The organism is Roseibium sp. TrichSKD4, assembly GCF_000148725.1.
Taxonomy (GTDB): domain Bacteria; phylum Pseudomonadota; class Alphaproteobacteria; order Rhizobiales; family Stappiaceae; genus Roseibium.
Map to the genome: position 1 here is coordinate 20,260 of NZ_GL476302.1, position 18,672 is coordinate 38,931.

Below are 18,672 nucleotides of genomic sequence, written 5' to 3' on the forward strand. Positions count from 1 at the left end.
TCATCATCCGACCGCGCATGCGGTTGATGGTTTGCTGTCCGTTTTTTCTCGTTGATGCTGCGCAACAGTGGCAAGCAGGTTTTCAACCATGATGGAATCTGGATCATCGCCAAATTCAATCGATGGGCTTTCCAACTGCCCGCCAGCCTTGGATATGGACGCGCGCAATTGCAAGTGTGCCTCCAGACCACGGGCAAGCCTAGAGATATCATCAATGATCACGACAGGATTTCGTGCCCTGTTTTTGCGCAGGAAAGAGAGCATGGCGTCCATTTGAGGACGTTTTGCGTACTTGCCCGACATATCGTCGGCAAAGACGCGCATGACTTCATATCGTTTGTAGGAGGCAAATTCGCGGCAACGGCTTTCCTGTGAGGCAAGACCGTCGCCTTCGCGAACCTGCTTAGTGCCGGAAACGCGGGCATAAATGACAGCGATTTGTTTTGAACACTTATTGTTTAATCCAGCCACCATTTCGCACTACGCTCCCTTGTCTTGATTGAATGATTTTGACACCCCCAAATCTTGGTATTCGCCTTCCTGTAATTCTATCACAGGCCTGCAATCCTTTGCATTTTTTGGGACGGAGTTATCCCGAACCGCGCATGCCATTTGAACCGGATCTGTCTTCCATGCCCGATCCACAGCGTTTTCCATAATGCGCCAAACAGTTCGGATAAGCTCATCCTGTTCTAAGGGGGAAAGATCAAGCTGTTCGACGAGATGTCGAAATTCATCCGGGTTACATTGCATGGAAATATCCTCTGAGCCTGACAGCACGAATGGACGCGCCTTCAAGCCGGGTGGTTACTTTGGGGTGTTATTGGGAAAAAGGCGGAGCAAATCGCTCTACGCTTACCAGGTGTGTCAACTGCACACGCACTTTATATGGTGGTCCGGTGGTCCAGTCGCAAGCGATACACTTGGGCGGAGGCGTCGAAAACAATCCCGAACTTTCTGCGCAGAAATACCGATAGTGTTTCTGAGATGCGGGCGAGAAGGGTAAATTGTTCCTTGCAGCGGGTGTTCCGCTGTCCGGCTTCAAATCCGGTAAACGAGCTGTCTCGATGTGAGGCCGGATTCTCCTGAACTAAGGCATTATGCACGAATAAGGGAGGCGCATGCTCGTATGTGATTTGAATGTCCGGCCACCAGGACAAAAAGGAATATGCCTATGAGCAATAAAGATTGTAATATTGGTTCGTACTATGACGAAAAGTTTAATCGCCTCAGCGAGCGCACAAAGGCGGCTTTGAAAAATATCGAGCTTGAATGTGAAGCCATCAATGACCTGTTGGAAGGTCATGCAAATTCATCCGAAGACGCAGAATAAACTCAACATTCAAATGGTTTTACAGCCCTGTTGGCTGCAAGATGTGTGCAGGTGTATGACACTGCACCCCTTGCGAAGGGAGATGGCTAGCGCTCTCCCGTTCGATCCCTCTTGCATCCGGCTCACGGTCTGAACCGAAGTTCAAGCTGCCGCCAACTGGCTTGGCGACAGTTATGGTGTTAGATCTGGACGTCAAGATCAGGCTGTTTCGCGATTGGAATTGCTGCCTTTCAGAGCGTCACGGCGGTGTTTGTCGGCGCGGATTTTGGGCTGATAAAAACGATCCTCGAATTGCTTGCCTTCTTCATAAAAGTCACGGCCTTCAAGCGTCTTGAATTCCTCACTGATGATCTTCTTGGCAGCAACGTCGGTGATAGATAATTGCGTTGCCATCACGGCGGCCTGATGCGCATAGGCGCGATGGAAAGGCATCGGATCAGGATCATTGCCCGGTTCTGGATCACCTTCAATCATTTGAAGCACCTCATAGGCATAAGGTACACCCATCGCTATGCTTTCATCGTCAAGCTCTTCAGCCGTTTTCAAAAGGCGTTGGCGCAGCTGGTCGAGCGTTTGGCCAAATAAGGCCTTGAACAAATCACGTATGATGGTCTCAGCGCGATTTGCACTTATACCTTTCTGTGTCAGGGAAATAACAAATGCATAAATGCCGAGTTTCTCGATAAAACTCCCGGTCCGATGGATTTCGCGATTGAGAATGGCACAGATTGAGACGAATTCCTCAAATTGCGGGTCAGTCAGCAATCTTGCGCTGTAAATGTTCCTAGCATCGGCAACCATACCAACATCAATGGGTTCAAAAATTGAGTTCATGGAAATATCCTTTCATAAAAATTGAGTTTTGAAAAAGGATCGATTCCAGATGACATACGTCCGTATTTGAAGGAACGGGCAAGTCTCAAAAGTTTGCGGAAAACTGGCGTGGCTTTTTCCATTCCTGCAACAGCTTCAATGCTGAGGGATGCAGGATCATAGGGAAACGATCAAAGTGGAAAAGCCGACAATTATGGCTGAGAGAATTTCAGTTCAACACTCAATTAAGGCAAAAAAGGCGCATTCAAATGGCAATTTGATGGCGCGTGCCAAGTGATGCAATTGAGATCTGAGTTGCCGTTACCGGCGATAGCAAAATCGAGATGATGCACCGTGTCACATTTTTGACATCGGTTTCATCACCGCGTTCTCCGAACCGGACGAGCAAGTTTCCACGCATCCAGCTCTCCGTGCACAGACTTTTGCTCCGGGTCGCTTATAGCATGGTCTGCATAGCCCAATCATAAATCAATTCTAGCGCAGTCTTATTTATCTTATTGAAATGGGGAAGCCGAGAGGCACTGCCTCTTCTCTCCCCAAAAGAAAAATAGCACCTGACCGAGTGGTGATCAAAGATCACTGGCCCGCACCACAGGGGCGATTTTTCTTTTCCCCTCCCATCTCCGTTCTCGCCGAAGGGCAATGTTGCATGAGCAACCCACACCCAATTTATGGAGGAAAGAATGGAGATACTTTTACACGCGCAGCCCTATGACATCAGTGCAACGGGCTTTTATTTCAAAACGGCTGAGGAATACGACCGCAAAGTCAGGGGCTTGAAAAATGCCTATGGCGATCCCGTTGAGGAATTTGAAATTCAGTTCATTGACGGAGAAGAGATCGATTGCGAATTAGCCAAGGCCATTGGGATCAATCAGGCGAATTTTCGTGATTACCTGATTTGCGGAGAGGACTGGGAGGACTGGCATAAGATCAACACAATCATTGCTATTGGTGAATTGGGTTATGATTTTGATGCTCAGTGCGATCCTGATCACCATGGCATTGATATCTACTATGTCGAGACCATGCGGGAATTGGCGGAGCAGTTTGTCGATGAAGGCTTGTTTGGCGAAGTGCTGAGAGTTTTCAGTTCTATATCGACTTTGATGCCATCGCTCGTGATTTAGCCGTTGAATATAGCGAAATCTGTATTGCAGGCGAACGCCTGATTTACCGAGCAAGCTGAGGGGGTCTGACAATGACATTACCCCTCAAAAAGCACTGTGGCTATCACGCGGGCCATCCTTGGTATTATTTGCTGGGCGGCGATATTCCGAGGCCAAGGCAAATTCTGAATCTGGTCAGGCTTGGGGATTATCGCGGCTACGCCGAGGCTGATATCAACGAAGCTGACAATAGATCCGAACCCAAACGATCAGCAGAATTGCGGAAGTTTCAAAAGAAATTTACAGCTGACTTGAAACGGGATTTAGCAATCTACCGCAAGGTTGTCAGGAAATTGCGCGAGGAGCGGGAACAAAATCCACCGCGCGAGCCGCTTCAACGCTGCGAGGATATTCACACCGCTATGAGCCTCAAGTTTTCGCATCTGGTCAACGATTTTGCCCACTTGGTGTATCTGGATGAGCTGCTAACACGGCAGGGCGATTTATTCGATTTTTGAGTTTCAACTGGAGCAGGCAACACTCACTTATGATCTTCCAAACGCCGCAATGACCTCGTCACCGTCCAGGGGTGAATGCCGAATTGGTCTGCGATCTCAGATATTGTGCATTCACCATTGTCGAGTTTGCGTTTGGCAATACGAATGTCACAAGGCGTCATGACAGGAGGCCTGCCAATATGAACGCCTTTTGCCTTGGCTATGGCCTGCCCTTGTTGTACCCGCTCAGAAATACGTTCCCGCTCATGTTGGGCAACCGCCGCAATAACAGTGTAAGCCAATCTTCCATCGGCATTGCTGGTATCAATCGCCAAATTGAGAATTTGAAAATGGACGCCACGAGCGCGGAGTTTGTCCGCCTCTGACAAAGCATCCATGGTATTGCGGAACGCGCGGTCAATGGAGCTGATGACCAGCGTATCTCCTTCGTTCAACAGGTCGATGGTTTCTTGATAGACGGGGCGTTGTATATCCTTCGCGCTGATGGTTTCGGCCATGATGCGGTCACAACTGTCGACCAGAAGCTTAAATTGCCTGTCAGTTATCTGCTCATTTGAACTTACGCGAACATACCCGATTTTCATTGTGTTTCAGGCCTTTAGGGATTCACTTCTGCATGAGGTCATGCTACAAAAGTCATCCCTTTCGTGGTTCGGAGTATTCCGCTTCTCCGAAGATTTAATCATCTCTCTAACGTGTTGATATTTATTCATTTCAAGGTTTATTTTATCAAATCTGAACAATCACATGCAAACTTCCGCAAAACCCATGACTTATGTTGAGTAGGGTTTCGTTAACTTTAAGAAAATCTAAACTTTTCTATGCCATACTACTGGCAATAATGATAAGCGGCATACAGATACATGATGCGAGTGCCTTAACCGGCGATGAGATACTCAAAACGCTCAAACCCAACGAACAATTCCACTACATATCAGGGGCAATTGGCGGCATTGCCTATGCCCGTTTTGTCAGAGACAAGCCCTCTGAAACCGGCATGAAATGCATGCTGAACTGGTGGTACAGGCCAAACAGCACAGCAGCTTGGGATACGGTCAAACAATGGCTGGAACATCATAAAGAAAAGACCGCCGAGATTGTTCTCTACGCTCTATTGTCAAAGGAGTGTGGTCAATAATGTTGAGGATGATGAACGATTTTGAACTTCGTGCGCTGCGGCAAGAGCAGCGTGATAATGAACGGGCAAAATGGTTCATCGCCTCCAAACGACGCGAACAGGAAAAGGAAGTTCGCGATGAGCGGGCGGAGCAGAATGTTGGCGATCTAGCCGCCAGCCTTGTTGTAGCTGATCCGATTGAAGTGAAATCGTTTCGCGCCGATCTGGATACTTATGACGTCGCTACAATCGAAGCCATCATGGAAAATCGTGAGATACTGGAACGGCTTTATCGCGAACGAGACCTACTGCTTGAACGCGCCTACAAACAAGATGATGGCACGCGTGTCTTCAAGTCGGAGGATGGCGTTCGGGTATTTGATGACCATGGCAATCTTGTATCGCCTGATCGTGTTGATCCAGACGAAATCGCAGATCATTATCCAAGTGCGGAATCCTACCTGGAACAATTGCGCCTGATCGAACAGCATGAAGCAATTGATCAAAATCTGATAGGCTATCAAACTCAATTGGATGACGCACGGGACCGGTTGGACAGTGGTGAACTTTCCCAATCGGAATTTGATGACCTCAGATCATCCATAGAAAACAACATGCCAGTCGAAGTCAGGCGCAAGCTACCGGACTATGATCCAACGCAACAGGCAGAATTGAAAACTAAATTCTCCGCGTCTGCGACCCATACCGCAAAACTCAGCCCGGCAGATATGGCAATTGATCCAACCATGGTGCCGGGACTGGGATAAGGGAAACAATTTCGGTCCGCTCAGTTGAACGAATTGAACATGCTGTTCGCCTCCGAGATGACCTCAAATGCGGGAGGACTAAACACCATGGGGCGTTGCCTCCCAACCGTTTCGGTAGCGTTTTTGATTTACACAAAAATGGGTGTGGAAGTAGTGACTCTACTGCTGATTGGTTGGGTGAGTTTTTTGAATCGGGTAGTTTGTAAAAATTACGTATACATTCTCTGCTAAGTGCAGGTGCTGATGGCCTGACTCAGCTGTGCCAATTTGGATGCCCCAATGAAATGCAAACTTTCAATATGGCCTTGTAGACTGGGCGTTTTTGAAAATCGATCGTGGTTAAATTGATGTACATGATGCGTTTGAATTGCAGGAATGGGTTTTAAAGGTTTAACCGCGTCCCCAAGCGCAGCCGAATCTGCGTATTTCAAGAGAAATGATAATACATGAGCAAAATGGATTTAATGCAACAATGGTGGGCGGACCAAGAGGCTGTATTATATCCAGCTGAACAGGTGCCGAAAATCATCGAATGGCTCGGGTATCAAACTCCTGATACTTGGCATCAGATTGTCCTGACCTGGAACTACGACTTCTCTTTAGAGGTATTAGCTTGGATCTTGGAGCAAGAAAACTGTGATCGCGGCACTGCGGCAAGGGTTTTTCTTGTCGAAGGTGTGGGGTACTGGATCTGGGATGCTTTGGACGATGAAGCTAGAGCAATGGATGAAACTCACGTTTGCAATATCGTTCTCAGAAACTGGAAAAGATATAAAACCAGCGAGCTAAAACATGGATATGACGTTCCGAAAAAAATTATAGAACTTGTTTCAAACAAGAGCTTCACGGGCCACTTGGCAAAGTCGCCAGTGAAGGAGATCTTGGATTATGACGGAAAGCGAGAGGCTAACTCCAAGTACGCCTCAGAAGACGGCAAAATTGTAATCGATTTCGACTTCTGGGTGAAGTCGAAAGGAATCGAGTTGATGAATTAGCCGCTGAAATAAATAACAGCGCCAGATCTTCGAAGTGCATCCAGCTGGTAGGCGGAAATTCCTTTCTGTTTGAAAGCGAAGAGATTGGTGCGCGAAAGCCAATATTTGCGACGAAACGCACAAGATCGGAGCCTGCAATGTCAACCGCGCGCTTGTTGCGCGTAATCTAAGAGTTTTAGAGCCAAGACGATATTGGGTAACAAATCAATGAATGTATTCGAGCTATCTGGCGATGTCGGCAGTAACTATTGTGTAAACGGTGTTTGGTGTCTTACTCAGTCTCGTTTCTATGATGAAGTAAGCGATAAATGGATACCTGCGCTTGAAACGAAACTGTTAGATGGAAAAAACATCACGGTTGAATCAAGGGCAGAGTATCTCTCCAGATGGTACGTTTTAAATTCAGATACGCTAGTTCAGAGTTACTTTATACTAGGTGATTTCAGCAAGTTGCGACTGAGCTTCCCACTCTTCAGTGCAAGCTTGAAGAAAATATTTGAAAGCGTCATTCCGGACGGATTTGAGTATATCGAGATTGAGAAGGTCTGGGCCGAAAAACAGGCCTGCCCTATCCCTGGAGGTCCATTCTATCTGGCCAATCTGCTTGTCGAGCGCGACACTTGGGATGATGAACTCACTGAAATTTATCCGATGACGCGAGTTGACGGGACCCGTTACGAGAGTATCGACGGGACCAAAAAGTTTGTCCAAAAATCAAAGCTGCATGGTGCCACGATATGGCGCGAGTGCAGAACAAATCATGTTTTGTGTACGCAGGAAGTGAAAGACATCCTCCAGAAAGCGGGTGTCCAAGGTATTCATTTCCAGTCTGTGCGTGTTTCGGACAAGTAATTTCAATAAAATTCTATCTGGAGTGCTAATAATGTCAAAATTGCAGAACCACCATCTTATTCCGCAAGAGTACCTTCCAGGTGGGAGGAATGAACACATAATATTTAAAATAGAGGGTGTGAAAGAGTTATTTCAAAATAATGATCCCAAGTACAATATAATGGGCCTGCCTTCGGAAGTTAATGAGATTTTCCAAAAGCATGGCGGGTATCATTCTGGATATACAAGATTTGTTAGTGCCCAATTGCAACAGATTTACGATCAAGGTCTGACAGATCCAGCTCTCATCAAGAACCAACTTGTTGGTTTGACCAATGTTCTGAAGGTGAACCTAGCCAATCCAAATTTTGATGTTCCGCTAAACATACAGAATGCGGATGCCATTTTCCAAGGCTGGGCGGACTCCATTAAGTTTAGGGATTATACCGGGAATGCGGACATTCCCGCCGTCGAATTAGATCCCGCCAATCCGCAGGCTTACATTGATTATCAAAACAAGCTCATGAGCAAGACAGCCTTTTTGACAGGCTCTGAGCTGGGGCTGTCATTCAGTGTCGGCCAAAATGGCGATTTCAGTTCCCGTCATGTGGATGGAGACTCGATTTTTAATACGTTTCGCTATGACAGCATTGATGCAGGCGAGCAAGTAGACAAACTCAAGCAGCTGGTCGGCGATATTGAGGCTGTTCGTGATATTCTCAAAGATGTTGAATTTGATCCAACCAGTCTTGAAGACCGGAAGACACTGGCTTTTGTCGTCAATGGTGTTTCTTCGGGCGAACTGAGCATAGAATCGGCCAAAACAATCGCGGCGTCTTTTCATGATGTGACGAGTGGAATTCCTGACGTTTTTGAGGTAGGTGCAGATGATGTTTCTTCTACCAAACCGACCGTTTTATATAGTGCAGCTGCTACAGGTCTGGCTGGTGGGCTTATCATTGCTAAAAATCTAGGGGTTCTATCGGACCTCGGGGAGTTTTTGGTTACTTCCGCCAAAGCAGACGAATTCATAGAAAATGGCCAGCCAGAAGAAGCTGCTAAACTATGGTCGGTCTATGCATTTGAACTTGCCGGGGCTTCAGCAACAGCAGGCGCGGGGGCAAACGTAGGTGGCACGTATGGCGGTTTCTGGGGTGCGTTAGCAGGAGGGGTTGCAGGCGGAATAGTCGGCAGTATTGGCGGAAAAGCGCTCGGGGAGCTGCTTTACGACAGAGATCCGTTGTCTTTTCAAAAGTTGTTTCCGGGTCATTTGCCAACGGATGTCATTGGTGACTTTGTCAGAAATGAAGATGGTCGCTGGGCTAACCTTCACAAGGATCTGAATGATCCAGATCTGTTTGTGTCGGACGTGGGGCAGATTGAAGAGCTTGAACAGCAGAGAAATTCTCGACTTGAGTATAATGATTACATCGATTTTAAATTAGGGGCAAAGAAAGATCCGAATTCAATCGATAGCTGGACCTATGCAGGTGCAAATGGAGATCGGGGTATTTGGATGGGGGCTGACCCGGGTCATCTCCCCGATGCTGAAACAATTGAGCTCCTGGATCAAAAGCGAGCCCAAAGACTTGAATTAAATGCGACCGTTGACGCGATCCGGCTGGAGGATTACTCCGAAGCTCAAGGCAGATTTGAAAACGACATTCTGGTAGTCTCCGAAAGAATCTACGGATCTCACGCCGAGACAATTCAAAACAACACGAACTGGCTAAACGAAGATGCGTTCCAGTACGGAACGACTGATTTTGACAGTTTGTCCCATGGCTTTGATATCGCAACGAGGTTTATTCACGGCAATTTAGGTATAGGCACCGAGAATTTTGGTTCTCATTTTGCTTCGATACGCAACGATGGATTGATTGCAACCGGTGGGAATTGGCAAATTACTTCGGTTACTGCGAATAATCCTGGTTTCTGGGCAGAGGTAAATGCTGCGATTTCCGACTGGCATCAGCCAGGTCGAGCCAATGTGATTCATACAACAGCCTCACGGGAAGTATCGCGATATTGGGGGGACTTCAGCGCTGGTAATCTTTACCGTAATACACGTGTAGAAGATATTGCTTTCTCTGTTTCTTATCTTTCTAGGTGGTCAACGTCCATTGCGGAAGTTGATCCATTGGTTCTGGATCTAGATGGTGATGGCGTCGAACTGACCTCGTTTTCTGACAATTATCTGTTCTTCGACATTGATAATGATGGGCATCTGGAGCGGACCGGATGGGTTGCGCCCGATGACGCCATGCTGGTGCATGATCTTGATGGCAACGGTAGAATAGATGACATCACCGAAACACTGTCAGAATATTATGGTGCAGCGTCAGGAACAGGTGCCATATACGGCTCTTCCTTTGAAGCACTCACGACGCTTGATAGCAACGGAGATGGAGTTGTCGATCAGGCGGATAGCCAGTATGCCGCGTTGCGGCTTTGGCAAGATGCCAACCAAAACGGCCAGACTGACGAAGGGGAACTTGTCACGCTCGTCGATGCTGGCGTTACCCTACTTTCATTGTCTGACGAGGCTGATGGCGCGTTTGTCGGCGGAAACGAAGTCAAATCTAACAGCACCTACACCAAATCCGACGGCAGCCGTTTAACACTGGCTGCGGTGAATTTTATTGCGGACCCTAGTGGTCTTCATGCTGAAGTCGATGGACAGGGAATCCGGATTGAACTGGAAGACGGCTCGGCCACTTACACTGTTGGCGATGCAAACGGTGAAATTGTTACATCATCTGATAAAGGTGCCACCAATCTGATAGGTGGAATTGGTGATGATGTCCTGACAGGTGATGACCAGAACAACTGGCTGGTTGGGTCTTTGGGTTCGGACACCCTTCATGGCGGTGGAGGCAATGACTATCTGGTTGCAGATGCTGCCGACATTTCAGTCAGTCAGAGTAATGTTCAAGGTGGGACTGGTTTCGATGTTGCCCAGTTTGTTGGTGATCAAGGCATCATATTCAATCTGCAAAAGTCCCAGGTCGAGATGGCCATCGGGACAGATCATGCAGACATTCTGTCTTCCGGATCATCGGAACAGTCTATCATCAACGGTGGCGCTGGTGATGATATTATCTTCGGCGGTGGTGCGGATGATGTTCTGAATGGCGAAGAAGGTAAAGACGCCATCTATGGGAACAGTGGCGACGACCTTATTCGAGGTCATCGGGGAGCTGATACTCTGGAAGGTGGTCTTGGCAACGATATTCTGCAAGGGGGCCTTGGAGAAGATGTTCTTAGAGGCGGTGCTGGCGAAGATCTTCTTACAGGCGGACAAGGCGACGATCATCTGCACGGAGGTGGAGGTTACGATGTTGCTGAATATTCGGGGTCATATGCTGACTACATTGTAACGTCCAATCTGGACGGGACATATACCGTTACCGACAGAAGAAATGGATCACCCGACGGTGCAGACAGGTTAAGTGATGTTGAAGCGCTGAACTTTGCCGACATTAATGAGGTGCAGATTGACGGAGACAATCCACTGCCTGTCAAGGATGTGGTGCGGGTAAGTGCAGAGGAGGATGGGAAGACCTATCGCATTGCCATATCTGACCTGCTGGCCAATGATCTGGATTATCAGGGCGATAGCCTTTCTTTGCGTGAAGCCTTTGAGGCGACAGGGGGCTCTGTTTCCCTTGATGATGGCGAAGTTGTTTTTGTTGTCGAAGATGGCTTTAGCGGCATTCCTTCCTTTTCCTATCGAATAGCCGATGAGCACGGAAATAACGGTATTCAGGTCGGGGTTACCGGAACAGACTTGACGGCTGAAATGACAGGGAAGGTGACGCTTGTTCTGGAGCATCACCCTGAGGATCCGCAATTTCTTGAACAGTGGTATCTGCCTGAAATCAATGTCCTACCGGTTTGGAAGGACTACACGGGGCAAGGTGTGACGGTTGGGGTTTTTGAGCCAGGGCCATGGGATGCTGAAGACTATGGCCAGATTGACTATTCTCATCCTGATCTGCTGCCGAATATAGACCAGGAAGCACTTCGAACACAAAATCCCAATATTGAGCCAACCCAGCATGCGACGCTCGTGGCTGGTGTTATCGGCGCTGCAAGAAACGACATTGGATCAGTTGGGGTTGCGTATAATTCTACGCTCGCAAGCGAAGGAATAAGCGAGAAAGACATCAGCGCCCTGAGAAAATGGGGTGATTATGACGTTGCCAATAATAGTTGGGGTCCAGAGGACCAATTTGGCAATTCTATCTCTGACAGGGATGGAAATTCAAAAGCCTATATGATCATGGAATCGGCCATTCACGACGGTCGGGAAGGTTTGGGCACCATATTGGTCATGGCTGGAGGAAATGGTCGGCAAAAGGGGTTTGATACCAACGGTTCTGATCTGACAAACAATCGTTATGGCATTACAGTCGGGGCAATCAATGCGGAAGGCGATTTGGGGAACTTGCAGGTAGCCAAGGCTCCGTTCTCAAATCCGGGGGCATCCATACTAATTTCGGCGCCGGGGTCAAATATTACCTCAACATCTCGGTTATTAGAAAATGCGAATGGTTCAATTTTTGGCAGCGACTACGAAACAACTCAAGGAACGTCATTAGCTGCACCAATAGTGTCCGGCGTGGTTGCCTTGATGTTAGAGGCTAATCCTTCACTAGGCTGGCGGGATGTTCAAGAAATTCTTGCGATGTCTGCCGAGAAAATTGATGACCCAAATACGGAATGGCATATCAACGGAGCAGTGAACTGGAATGGCGGTGGGATGCACTACAGCCAGGACTATGGGTTCGGACTTGTCAATGCACATGCGGCTGTTCGGCTGGCCGAAACCTGGCAGAAACAAAGTAGTCTGCATAATGAGGTTCAGCTTAGTTATCAAAGTGGCGGCTTGAATTCTATCTTACCAGACGGGGTAGGAGAATTTGCCAACACCATCTCTGTCGCAGATCATATCAAGATTGAGAACGTAGAAGTACAGCTCGACCTTCATCATATGCAACTGGGCGACGTAGAGGTTTTGTTAGTCGGTCCGGATGGTACTGAGAGTGTTTTGATAAACCGCCCGGGTGTTGCGTCAAATAGTGATGGTTCTGGCAGGGGATATGATGCTCTTGACAGAATATGGCTTACTTCGACGACCAACCATTGGGGTGAATACAGCGCTGGCGACTGGACCTTGATAGTAAAGGACAAGGTAACAGGAGAAAGTGGGAAAATTCGGAGTTGGGAACTCCGAATTTTCGGTGAACAAGCAAGCCAAGACGATTTGTATGTATATACGGGTGAGTTTTCCGATCAGTCGAACGGAGATTCGCTGACCGTTAGTGATGGTGACGGATACGATATAGTTAATACGTCTGCGATTTTGGAAGATGTTATTATTGATCTTAGTGGTTTTAACTGGAGTAAAATATCTGGTCAGCCAGTTGTTTTTAATGAAGGAGCTTCCATCGAAACTGTCTATGCAGGTGATGGAAACGACTTAATTTCTGGAAACAAGTTAAACAATATTTTGTTCGGTGGTCGAGGTCATGATCTTTTACGCGGTAATACAGGCGATGATATAATATTTGGCGGAAATGGCGACGATATTATTCAATATACTATTGGGGATGGGGCAGACGTCATCGAGTCCTTTTATCTTGGAAGATCGATGGCACAGGGAATGGACACACTCTCCTTTGAGGGTATCGGCGCAGACGATGTTGCATTGTTTCAGTCAGGTTATGACCTGAATATTCAAATCTTGAGCAGCGGAGAGAGAATAAGAGTAACCAATAACTTCAGGGCAAAATCAGATCTCTCTGCTCTACATGATGTAGATCAATATGCGGTTGATCAGATCATATTCTCCGATGGCACCAAATGGAATACACAGGAGATATTAGATAGAGCCATCGTCAAAGGAAGTTCAGAAGCGGACCTCCTGTACGGCACGGAAAATGATGAGAAATTTAATCCCGGAACAGGTAATGATTCAGTGTTCGGCGGCGGGGGAAACGACACATTCCTTTGGAAGAAGGGAGATGGAAATGACACCATTTCCGCCAGTATTGCCGATCAAAAAAACGCAGAACATGACGTGTATATGCAAGGACTTGGTCAGGATCTCCTGATTCTGGAAGATGTTCTGCCAAACGAAGTAGAAATCGAGCGGCTTGGATCTGATATTGTATTTACGGTTCTTAAGACTGGGGAAAAAATCACACTCGCAGAAAGCTATGTTACTTTCATAGACTATGCGACAAACGAAGTTATGGACAATGCTCCCGTTGACTTTGTCAGCTTCTCAAATGGTGATGTTTGGACATTATCCGAACTAAAAACGCTAGCGGAAGATGCTGATGGTGTTTCTGACGAGGTGACACTGCGAGGAGCGGTTTTGGATGAGAGGTTCCCTGGCGAAATTGCAGCAAAAAGGGAGATTATTCGTGGAACTCGAGGCGACGATCTTCTTCAGGGGACCAACAATAATGATGTCTTTAGGGGAGGGCTGGGAGATGACACCCTATTTGGTGGGGATGGCGATGATGTCTACCTTTGGAAGAAGGGAGACGGCAATGATAAAATTGCAGCTAGCTCCCTGTCATCAGAGGGGGATGAGTATGGCGTAGTTGCGCAAGGACTTGGTCAGGATCTTTTAATTTTGGAAGATGTCCTGCCGAATGAAGTGGATATTGATAGGGTTGGATATGACCTAGTTATCAAGGTTCATGAAACCGGTGAAACGATTACTCTCTCAGAGAGCTACATAGAGTTCGTTCACTATTTATCGCGTGAGGTTTTGGACAATGCACCTGCGGAAATAGTCAAGTTCTCTAATGGCATTGTCTGGACGTTGCCCGAACTTGAGGCGCGTGCCGTAGTACGTGGAACCGATGGTGACGATACACTGCTTGGTACAGACTTGGATGACGTGTTTGAAGGGGGGAGAGGAGATGATGTCATCTACGGTTTTAGTGGAAATGACCAGTTCCTCTATGCTGAGGGTGATGGCAATGATGTAATAAAAGCAACAATAGATCAACCAGGCCAGCAAATATTGGGGGCGGCAGCTCTTGGCGACGATATGTTGGTCTTTAAAGACTTGAATGAGGATGATGTCGAGCTTTATAGAGATGGCGTCGACATTAAAGTTAAGATTAAGAGTACTGGTGAATTAATTACATTTGAAGACCAATTGCAAATATTCATTAATGCTGCTGATCGCGAAGAAATTGAAAATATTTCTGTTGATGTGATTCGGTTTGCGGATGGTACAACATGGACCGCCCGGGATATCGCGCTTCTAACACCAATTGAGGGTACGAACGGTAATGACTACCTTACGGGCAGTCATACCGTCTGGCTGGACGTTATTGTCGGCGGTCGAGGCGACGACACTATTAGGGGGGCAAACTCCAGATACGCATCCCTTGATGTTGAGGATGTGCTTATAGGTGGAAGTGGAGATGACAAGCTTTATGGTTACGCCGGTAGTGATGTTCTCGATGGTGGATATGGCGACGATTTCCTGAATGGAGGCGCTGGCGAAGACCGCCTTGAAGGAGGTGAAGGTAATGATAGATTGCTTGGAGACGCTGATGCAGATGTAATAATTGGCGGAAACGGCATTGATGAAGTCTATTATTACACGTCGAATGCAGCTGTAATTGTTGATTTAAATGACGCACTTCCTGAACATGGCGGGCATGCGGAGGGGGACGTCTTATTTAGCATAGAAAACATCCTGGGCTCTTCTTATGCGGATACGCTAAGAGGAGATGATGAGGGTAATTCGATTGATGGTTATTATGGCGATGATCTTCTTTATGGTTTAGGGGGTGACGATGATCTTAAAGGTGCGGCCGGAAATGACACTATTTATGGTGGAGCGGGTAGTGACTTAATTTATGGCGGCTACGGAGATGATTATGTGGTCGGCGGTTTGGGTGACGATCACTTACAAGGCGGCGGCGGCCATGATGTCTACAAATATTATCACGGCGATGGAAATGATGTTATCTCTGACTTTAAGGGTGTAAATATCATTGATTTCGACAACATCTCGAGTACTGAGGTGATTTTTGATCGGATTGGTTACAATGGAGCTGATCTTCAGATCAACGTTGGTGAATATAGTGATAGTATAGTTGTTAAGTACTACTTTGATAGACAGTTCTCTCCGATATTTTCTTTCAATTTTGCTGATAATGCTGTGCTTGGTTTTGCAGATTTAGAAGAGCAATTTTTCCATGTTGTCGGAACTGATCAAGACGATCTGTTAAATTACGTGCTGGACGGCGATTACACGATTACTGGCGGTGCAGGTGATGATACTATTGTGACAAGCGCCGGTGATGACACATTCGTTTATGCTTTGGGCGACGGAAATGATATAATTCGTGACCGGTTGGGTGAAAATAGATTAATACTTGAGGATATCAATGCAGATCAGGTAGTAATTATTAGATCTGGCGCTTCCGATATCGATATTAAATTCAAGAATACAAATGAAAATATACACCTAGAAGATGTTTTGCTGGGAAGTGTTGCAGAAGATTTTAGAATAAATTTTGCCGACGGTGTGGTTTGGAACAAAGGGGACTTAGCAGCGCAAGGAGCTATATTTGGTTCTAATGCCAGCGATAATATAACTGGTTCTTATTACAATGATGTCATCGAAGCTGGTAGGGGAGACGATAACCTACAGGGTGGTTATGGTGACGATACTTACATCTTCAATTCCGGGGACGGCGTAGATCAAATCATAGATGGAATAGGCACCAATATTGTCAAAGTAAATGGCGTGGCCCCTTCAGACGTCGGCGTTGTCTATAATAGTGAAGACATCGTACTTGAGTTGGGAGGAAATGGCGATAGCATTGTCTTGGACGACTTTCTACCAAGGTGGAACCAAGAAATTGTTATTAAGTTCGATGATGGTACTGAATGGCTGCGTAATAATCTCCTTCCCGATGCGTTATCATTAATGGGTTCAAATTCAGACGAGGTACTTTCCGGCGGTCACAATGATGACTTAATTGAAGGTGGTTCTGGAGACGATGAATTGCGAGGGGGTATTGGGTCCGACAAATATGTCTATTCGCTGGGTGACGGCAACGATGTGATTTTGGACGGAAATGGCGCTAATTCTGTTTTGCTTCGAAGTATTTTGCCAGAACAGATTGAGTTGGCGAGCAATTTGGAGAAGGATCTATTGGTGAATTTCATCGAGTCTGGAGAACGGTTGACCATTAAAGGGCATTTTGGAAGCTCTGCAGGCACCTTCAGTCTTGAGTTTTCCGATGGAAGTTCCTGGGGCGCTGAAGAGATACTCAGAAATACTCCAATATATGGAACAGATGATAATGACTACCTTTCCGGGACGTCCGGGGACGACATTATCAGTGGAGCCCAAGGAAATGACACCCTTGCGGGCGGCGGCGGCAATGACACTTATATTTACAATCGTGGAGACGGGAATGATGAGGTCTTGGACCGGTCAGGTCAAAACACGCTTATACTAAAAGACATTATTTCTTCTGACGTCTATTTATGTGGTGCATCATCTAGGAACGGATATGTGATTGATAAGGTTACTTGGGAAACTATATATATACCAAACGCATTTTCCAGTTCGAGTAGTTATTATCGAAAGTCTAATATCCAAAAAATCAAGTTTGCGGATGGTGTTGTATGGGACCGAAGTACATTTTATTCGAAGAAATCTGATATTAAAATGGGTTCCGCAAATGACGATCGACTGTACGGCAACTCTACCGGGAAATCTACACTTATTGGGGGTGAGGGGGACGATCAGTTAAACGGTTACCATTGGATAGATGACGAGTATATATATCGATTAGGCGATGGCAATGATGTTATCGTGGACTTTGGTGGTCGAAATCAGCTTAGTTTTGCAAATGTGAGTAAGCAGGATATCGAGTATTTTGTCTCCTATGGGGACTTGATGGTAAAGATCCTCGCTACAGGAAGCGAAATAAAGATACTGGACGCTTCAAATCTTACTCGGCCTATTGACACATCTATAAAATTCTTTGATGGAACCGTTTTTTCATCATCATACCTCGCTGCAGTTGGATATTCTTTACAAGGTGTCAGTGACCAACTTGATATGACGACATCTCGTGTCTTGGAGGGCACGATTAACGATGATGTTATGAGCCAATATCACAGTTCCATTCCCACGGAGTTTCGGGCGGGTGCTGGTGCGGATATCGTTAATGGCACCAACGCGGATGATGTGATTTTTGGTGGTATCGGAAACGATACTCTTCGAGGCGGAGCAGGAGACGATATCTATCTCTTCAGTAAAGGCGATGGGCAAGACATTGTTAGTGACATTTCCGGAAATAATCACATCGTATTACTGGATGTTACGGACAGTGAAGTTGAGGTCGAGAGGGTCGGTGAATCCATAAAGTTAATTGTCACTAACACCGAAGATACGGTGCTGGTATCGAACGCCCTACAACTTGGTGAAAGAGGTCTTGGAAGCATTAGATTTAACGACGGAACTATATGGGGTCATGAGGAATTGCTTTCCAAGATAAACGAGTTTCAAGTGTCAGGAATACACTATGGAACATCCAAAAATGACGTTTATTTCGGTGGCGAAAATACTGATGATGTTAGCGGCGAAAGTGGAAATGACTATCTAAACGGTAAAGATGGAAATGATTACCTTTATGGCGGTTCAGGTGCCGATCGGATAATTGGTGGAGAAGGTGCGGATTGGTTGGAAGGAAATAGTGGCTCTGATTTGCTCGTTGGAGGCGCGGGTGATGATACCTTTTACTTCGGATATAATTTTGATATGGACACGATCGCAGACTTCCAAGCGGGTCCTGCAGCAGGAGACGTCATCCAATTGGATAACCTGCGTGTAAGCAGCTTTGAGGAAGCCGTTGCGTTAGCTGAGCAGCAAGAGAATGATGTTGTTTTTGATTTCGGTCGAGGTGACACTCTAACATTGTTAGGTGTTAATCTTTCTAATTTAACTAGTGACGATTTTTGGTTTTCTTAATGCCGGAGTTGTTCGGTCTTCCACTTTAGTGTGTTTTCAGGCCATGACCTGAGACCCGGAATGGTAATCCTCCCTTTTACCTCGCGTTTTTGTTTGGCTGGTGATTCACTTTGTTTATTGTACTGCATTGACTCTT

12 protein-coding genes are annotated in these 18,672 nt (G+C 46.5%); 8 read left to right on the plus strand and 4 right to left on the minus strand.

Annotation, left to right across the window (positions count from 1 at the left end; genetic code table 11):
* Nucleotides 1-3 precede the first annotated feature (3 nt).
* A complete protein-coding gene (locus tag TRICHSKD4_RS02415; protein WP_040616044.1) occupies nucleotides 4-474 on the minus strand; it encodes a recombinase family protein in 471 nt (156 codons plus the stop codon).
* Between the two features lie 700 nt (nucleotides 475-1,174).
* Between TRICHSKD4_RS02415 and TRICHSKD4_RS28835 the strand changes: the two genes are divergently transcribed.
* Complete coding sequence (locus TRICHSKD4_RS28835) at nucleotides 1,175-1,333, plus strand: hypothetical protein (protein ID WP_009465805.1); 159 nt, start codon at nucleotides 1,175-1,177, stop codon at nucleotides 1,331-1,333.
* Between the two features lie 198 nt (nucleotides 1,334-1,531).
* Here the strand turns inward: TRICHSKD4_RS28835 and TRICHSKD4_RS02425 are convergent, their stop codons facing one another.
* Both TRICHSKD4_RS02425 and TRICHSKD4_RS30540 read right to left on the minus strand, forming a co-directional pair.
* Complete coding sequence (locus TRICHSKD4_RS02425; RefSeq protein WP_009465806.1) at nucleotides 1,532-2,167, minus strand: hypothetical protein; 636 nt, start codon at nucleotides 2,165-2,167, stop codon at nucleotides 1,532-1,534.
* 244 nt (nucleotides 2,168-2,411) lie between these two features.
* On the minus strand, nucleotides 2,412-2,567 hold the full coding sequence (locus TRICHSKD4_RS30540; protein ID WP_009465809.1) for a hypothetical protein: 156 nt from the start codon (nucleotides 2,565-2,567) through the stop codon (nucleotides 2,412-2,414).
* A gap of 283 nt (nucleotides 2,568-2,850) precedes the next feature.
* Between TRICHSKD4_RS30540 and TRICHSKD4_RS02430 the strand changes: the two genes are divergently transcribed.
* Together TRICHSKD4_RS02430 and TRICHSKD4_RS02435 are read left to right on the plus strand one after the other, a co-directional pair.
* Nucleotides 2,851-3,297, plus strand: a complete 447-nt coding sequence (locus TRICHSKD4_RS02430) for a hypothetical protein (RefSeq protein WP_009465810.1) — start codon at nucleotides 2,851-2,853, stop codon at nucleotides 3,295-3,297.
* 128 nt (nucleotides 3,298-3,425) lie between these two features.
* Nucleotides 3,426-3,794 carry a hypothetical protein gene (locus tag TRICHSKD4_RS02435; RefSeq protein ID WP_009465811.1) on the plus strand — a complete coding sequence of 123 codons (369 nt, stop codon included), beginning with the start codon at nucleotides 3,426-3,428 and terminating at the stop codon, nucleotides 3,792-3,794.
* Nucleotides 3,795-3,817: 23 nt separating this feature from the next.
* On the opposite strand, the gene TRICHSKD4_RS02440 is transcribed toward TRICHSKD4_RS02435, so the two are convergent.
* On the minus strand, nucleotides 3,818-4,378 hold the full coding sequence (locus tag TRICHSKD4_RS02440; RefSeq protein ID WP_009465812.1) for a recombinase family protein: 561 nt from the start codon (nucleotides 4,376-4,378) through the stop codon (nucleotides 3,818-3,820).
* Nucleotides 4,379-4,635: 257 nt separating this feature from the next.
* Here TRICHSKD4_RS02440 and TRICHSKD4_RS02445 point away from each other — a divergent pair, with 257 nt between their 5' ends.
* The 5 genes from TRICHSKD4_RS02445 to TRICHSKD4_RS31510 all read left to right on the plus strand — a co-directional run bounded on the left by TRICHSKD4_RS02445 (nucleotide 4,636) and on the right by TRICHSKD4_RS31510 (nucleotide 18,536).
* Nucleotides 4,636-4,932 carry a hypothetical protein gene (locus tag TRICHSKD4_RS02445; RefSeq protein WP_009465813.1) on the plus strand — a complete coding sequence of 99 codons (297 nt, stop codon included), beginning with the start codon at nucleotides 4,636-4,638 and terminating at the stop codon, nucleotides 4,930-4,932.
* A complete protein-coding gene (locus TRICHSKD4_RS02450; protein ID WP_009465814.1) occupies nucleotides 4,932-5,678 on the plus strand; it encodes a hypothetical protein in 747 nt (248 codons plus the stop codon). The genes TRICHSKD4_RS02445 and TRICHSKD4_RS02450 overlap by 1 nt, the downstream gene beginning before the upstream one ends.
* Nucleotides 5,679-6,124: 446 nt before the next feature.
* Complete coding sequence (locus TRICHSKD4_RS02455) at nucleotides 6,125-6,673, plus strand: DUF4274 domain-containing protein (RefSeq protein ID WP_040616053.1); 549 nt, start codon at nucleotides 6,125-6,127, stop codon at nucleotides 6,671-6,673.
* Between the two features lie 207 nt (nucleotides 6,674-6,880).
* A complete protein-coding gene (locus tag TRICHSKD4_RS02460; RefSeq protein ID WP_040616054.1) occupies nucleotides 6,881-7,525 on the plus strand; it encodes an imm11 family protein in 645 nt (214 codons plus the stop codon).
* 31 nt (nucleotides 7,526-7,556) lie between these two features.
* Nucleotides 7,557-18,536 carry a calcium-binding protein gene (locus tag TRICHSKD4_RS31510; RefSeq protein WP_009465817.1) on the plus strand — a complete coding sequence of 3,660 codons (10,980 nt, stop codon included), beginning with the start codon at nucleotides 7,557-7,559 and terminating at the stop codon, nucleotides 18,534-18,536.
* Nucleotides 18,537-18,672 lie beyond the last annotated feature (136 nt).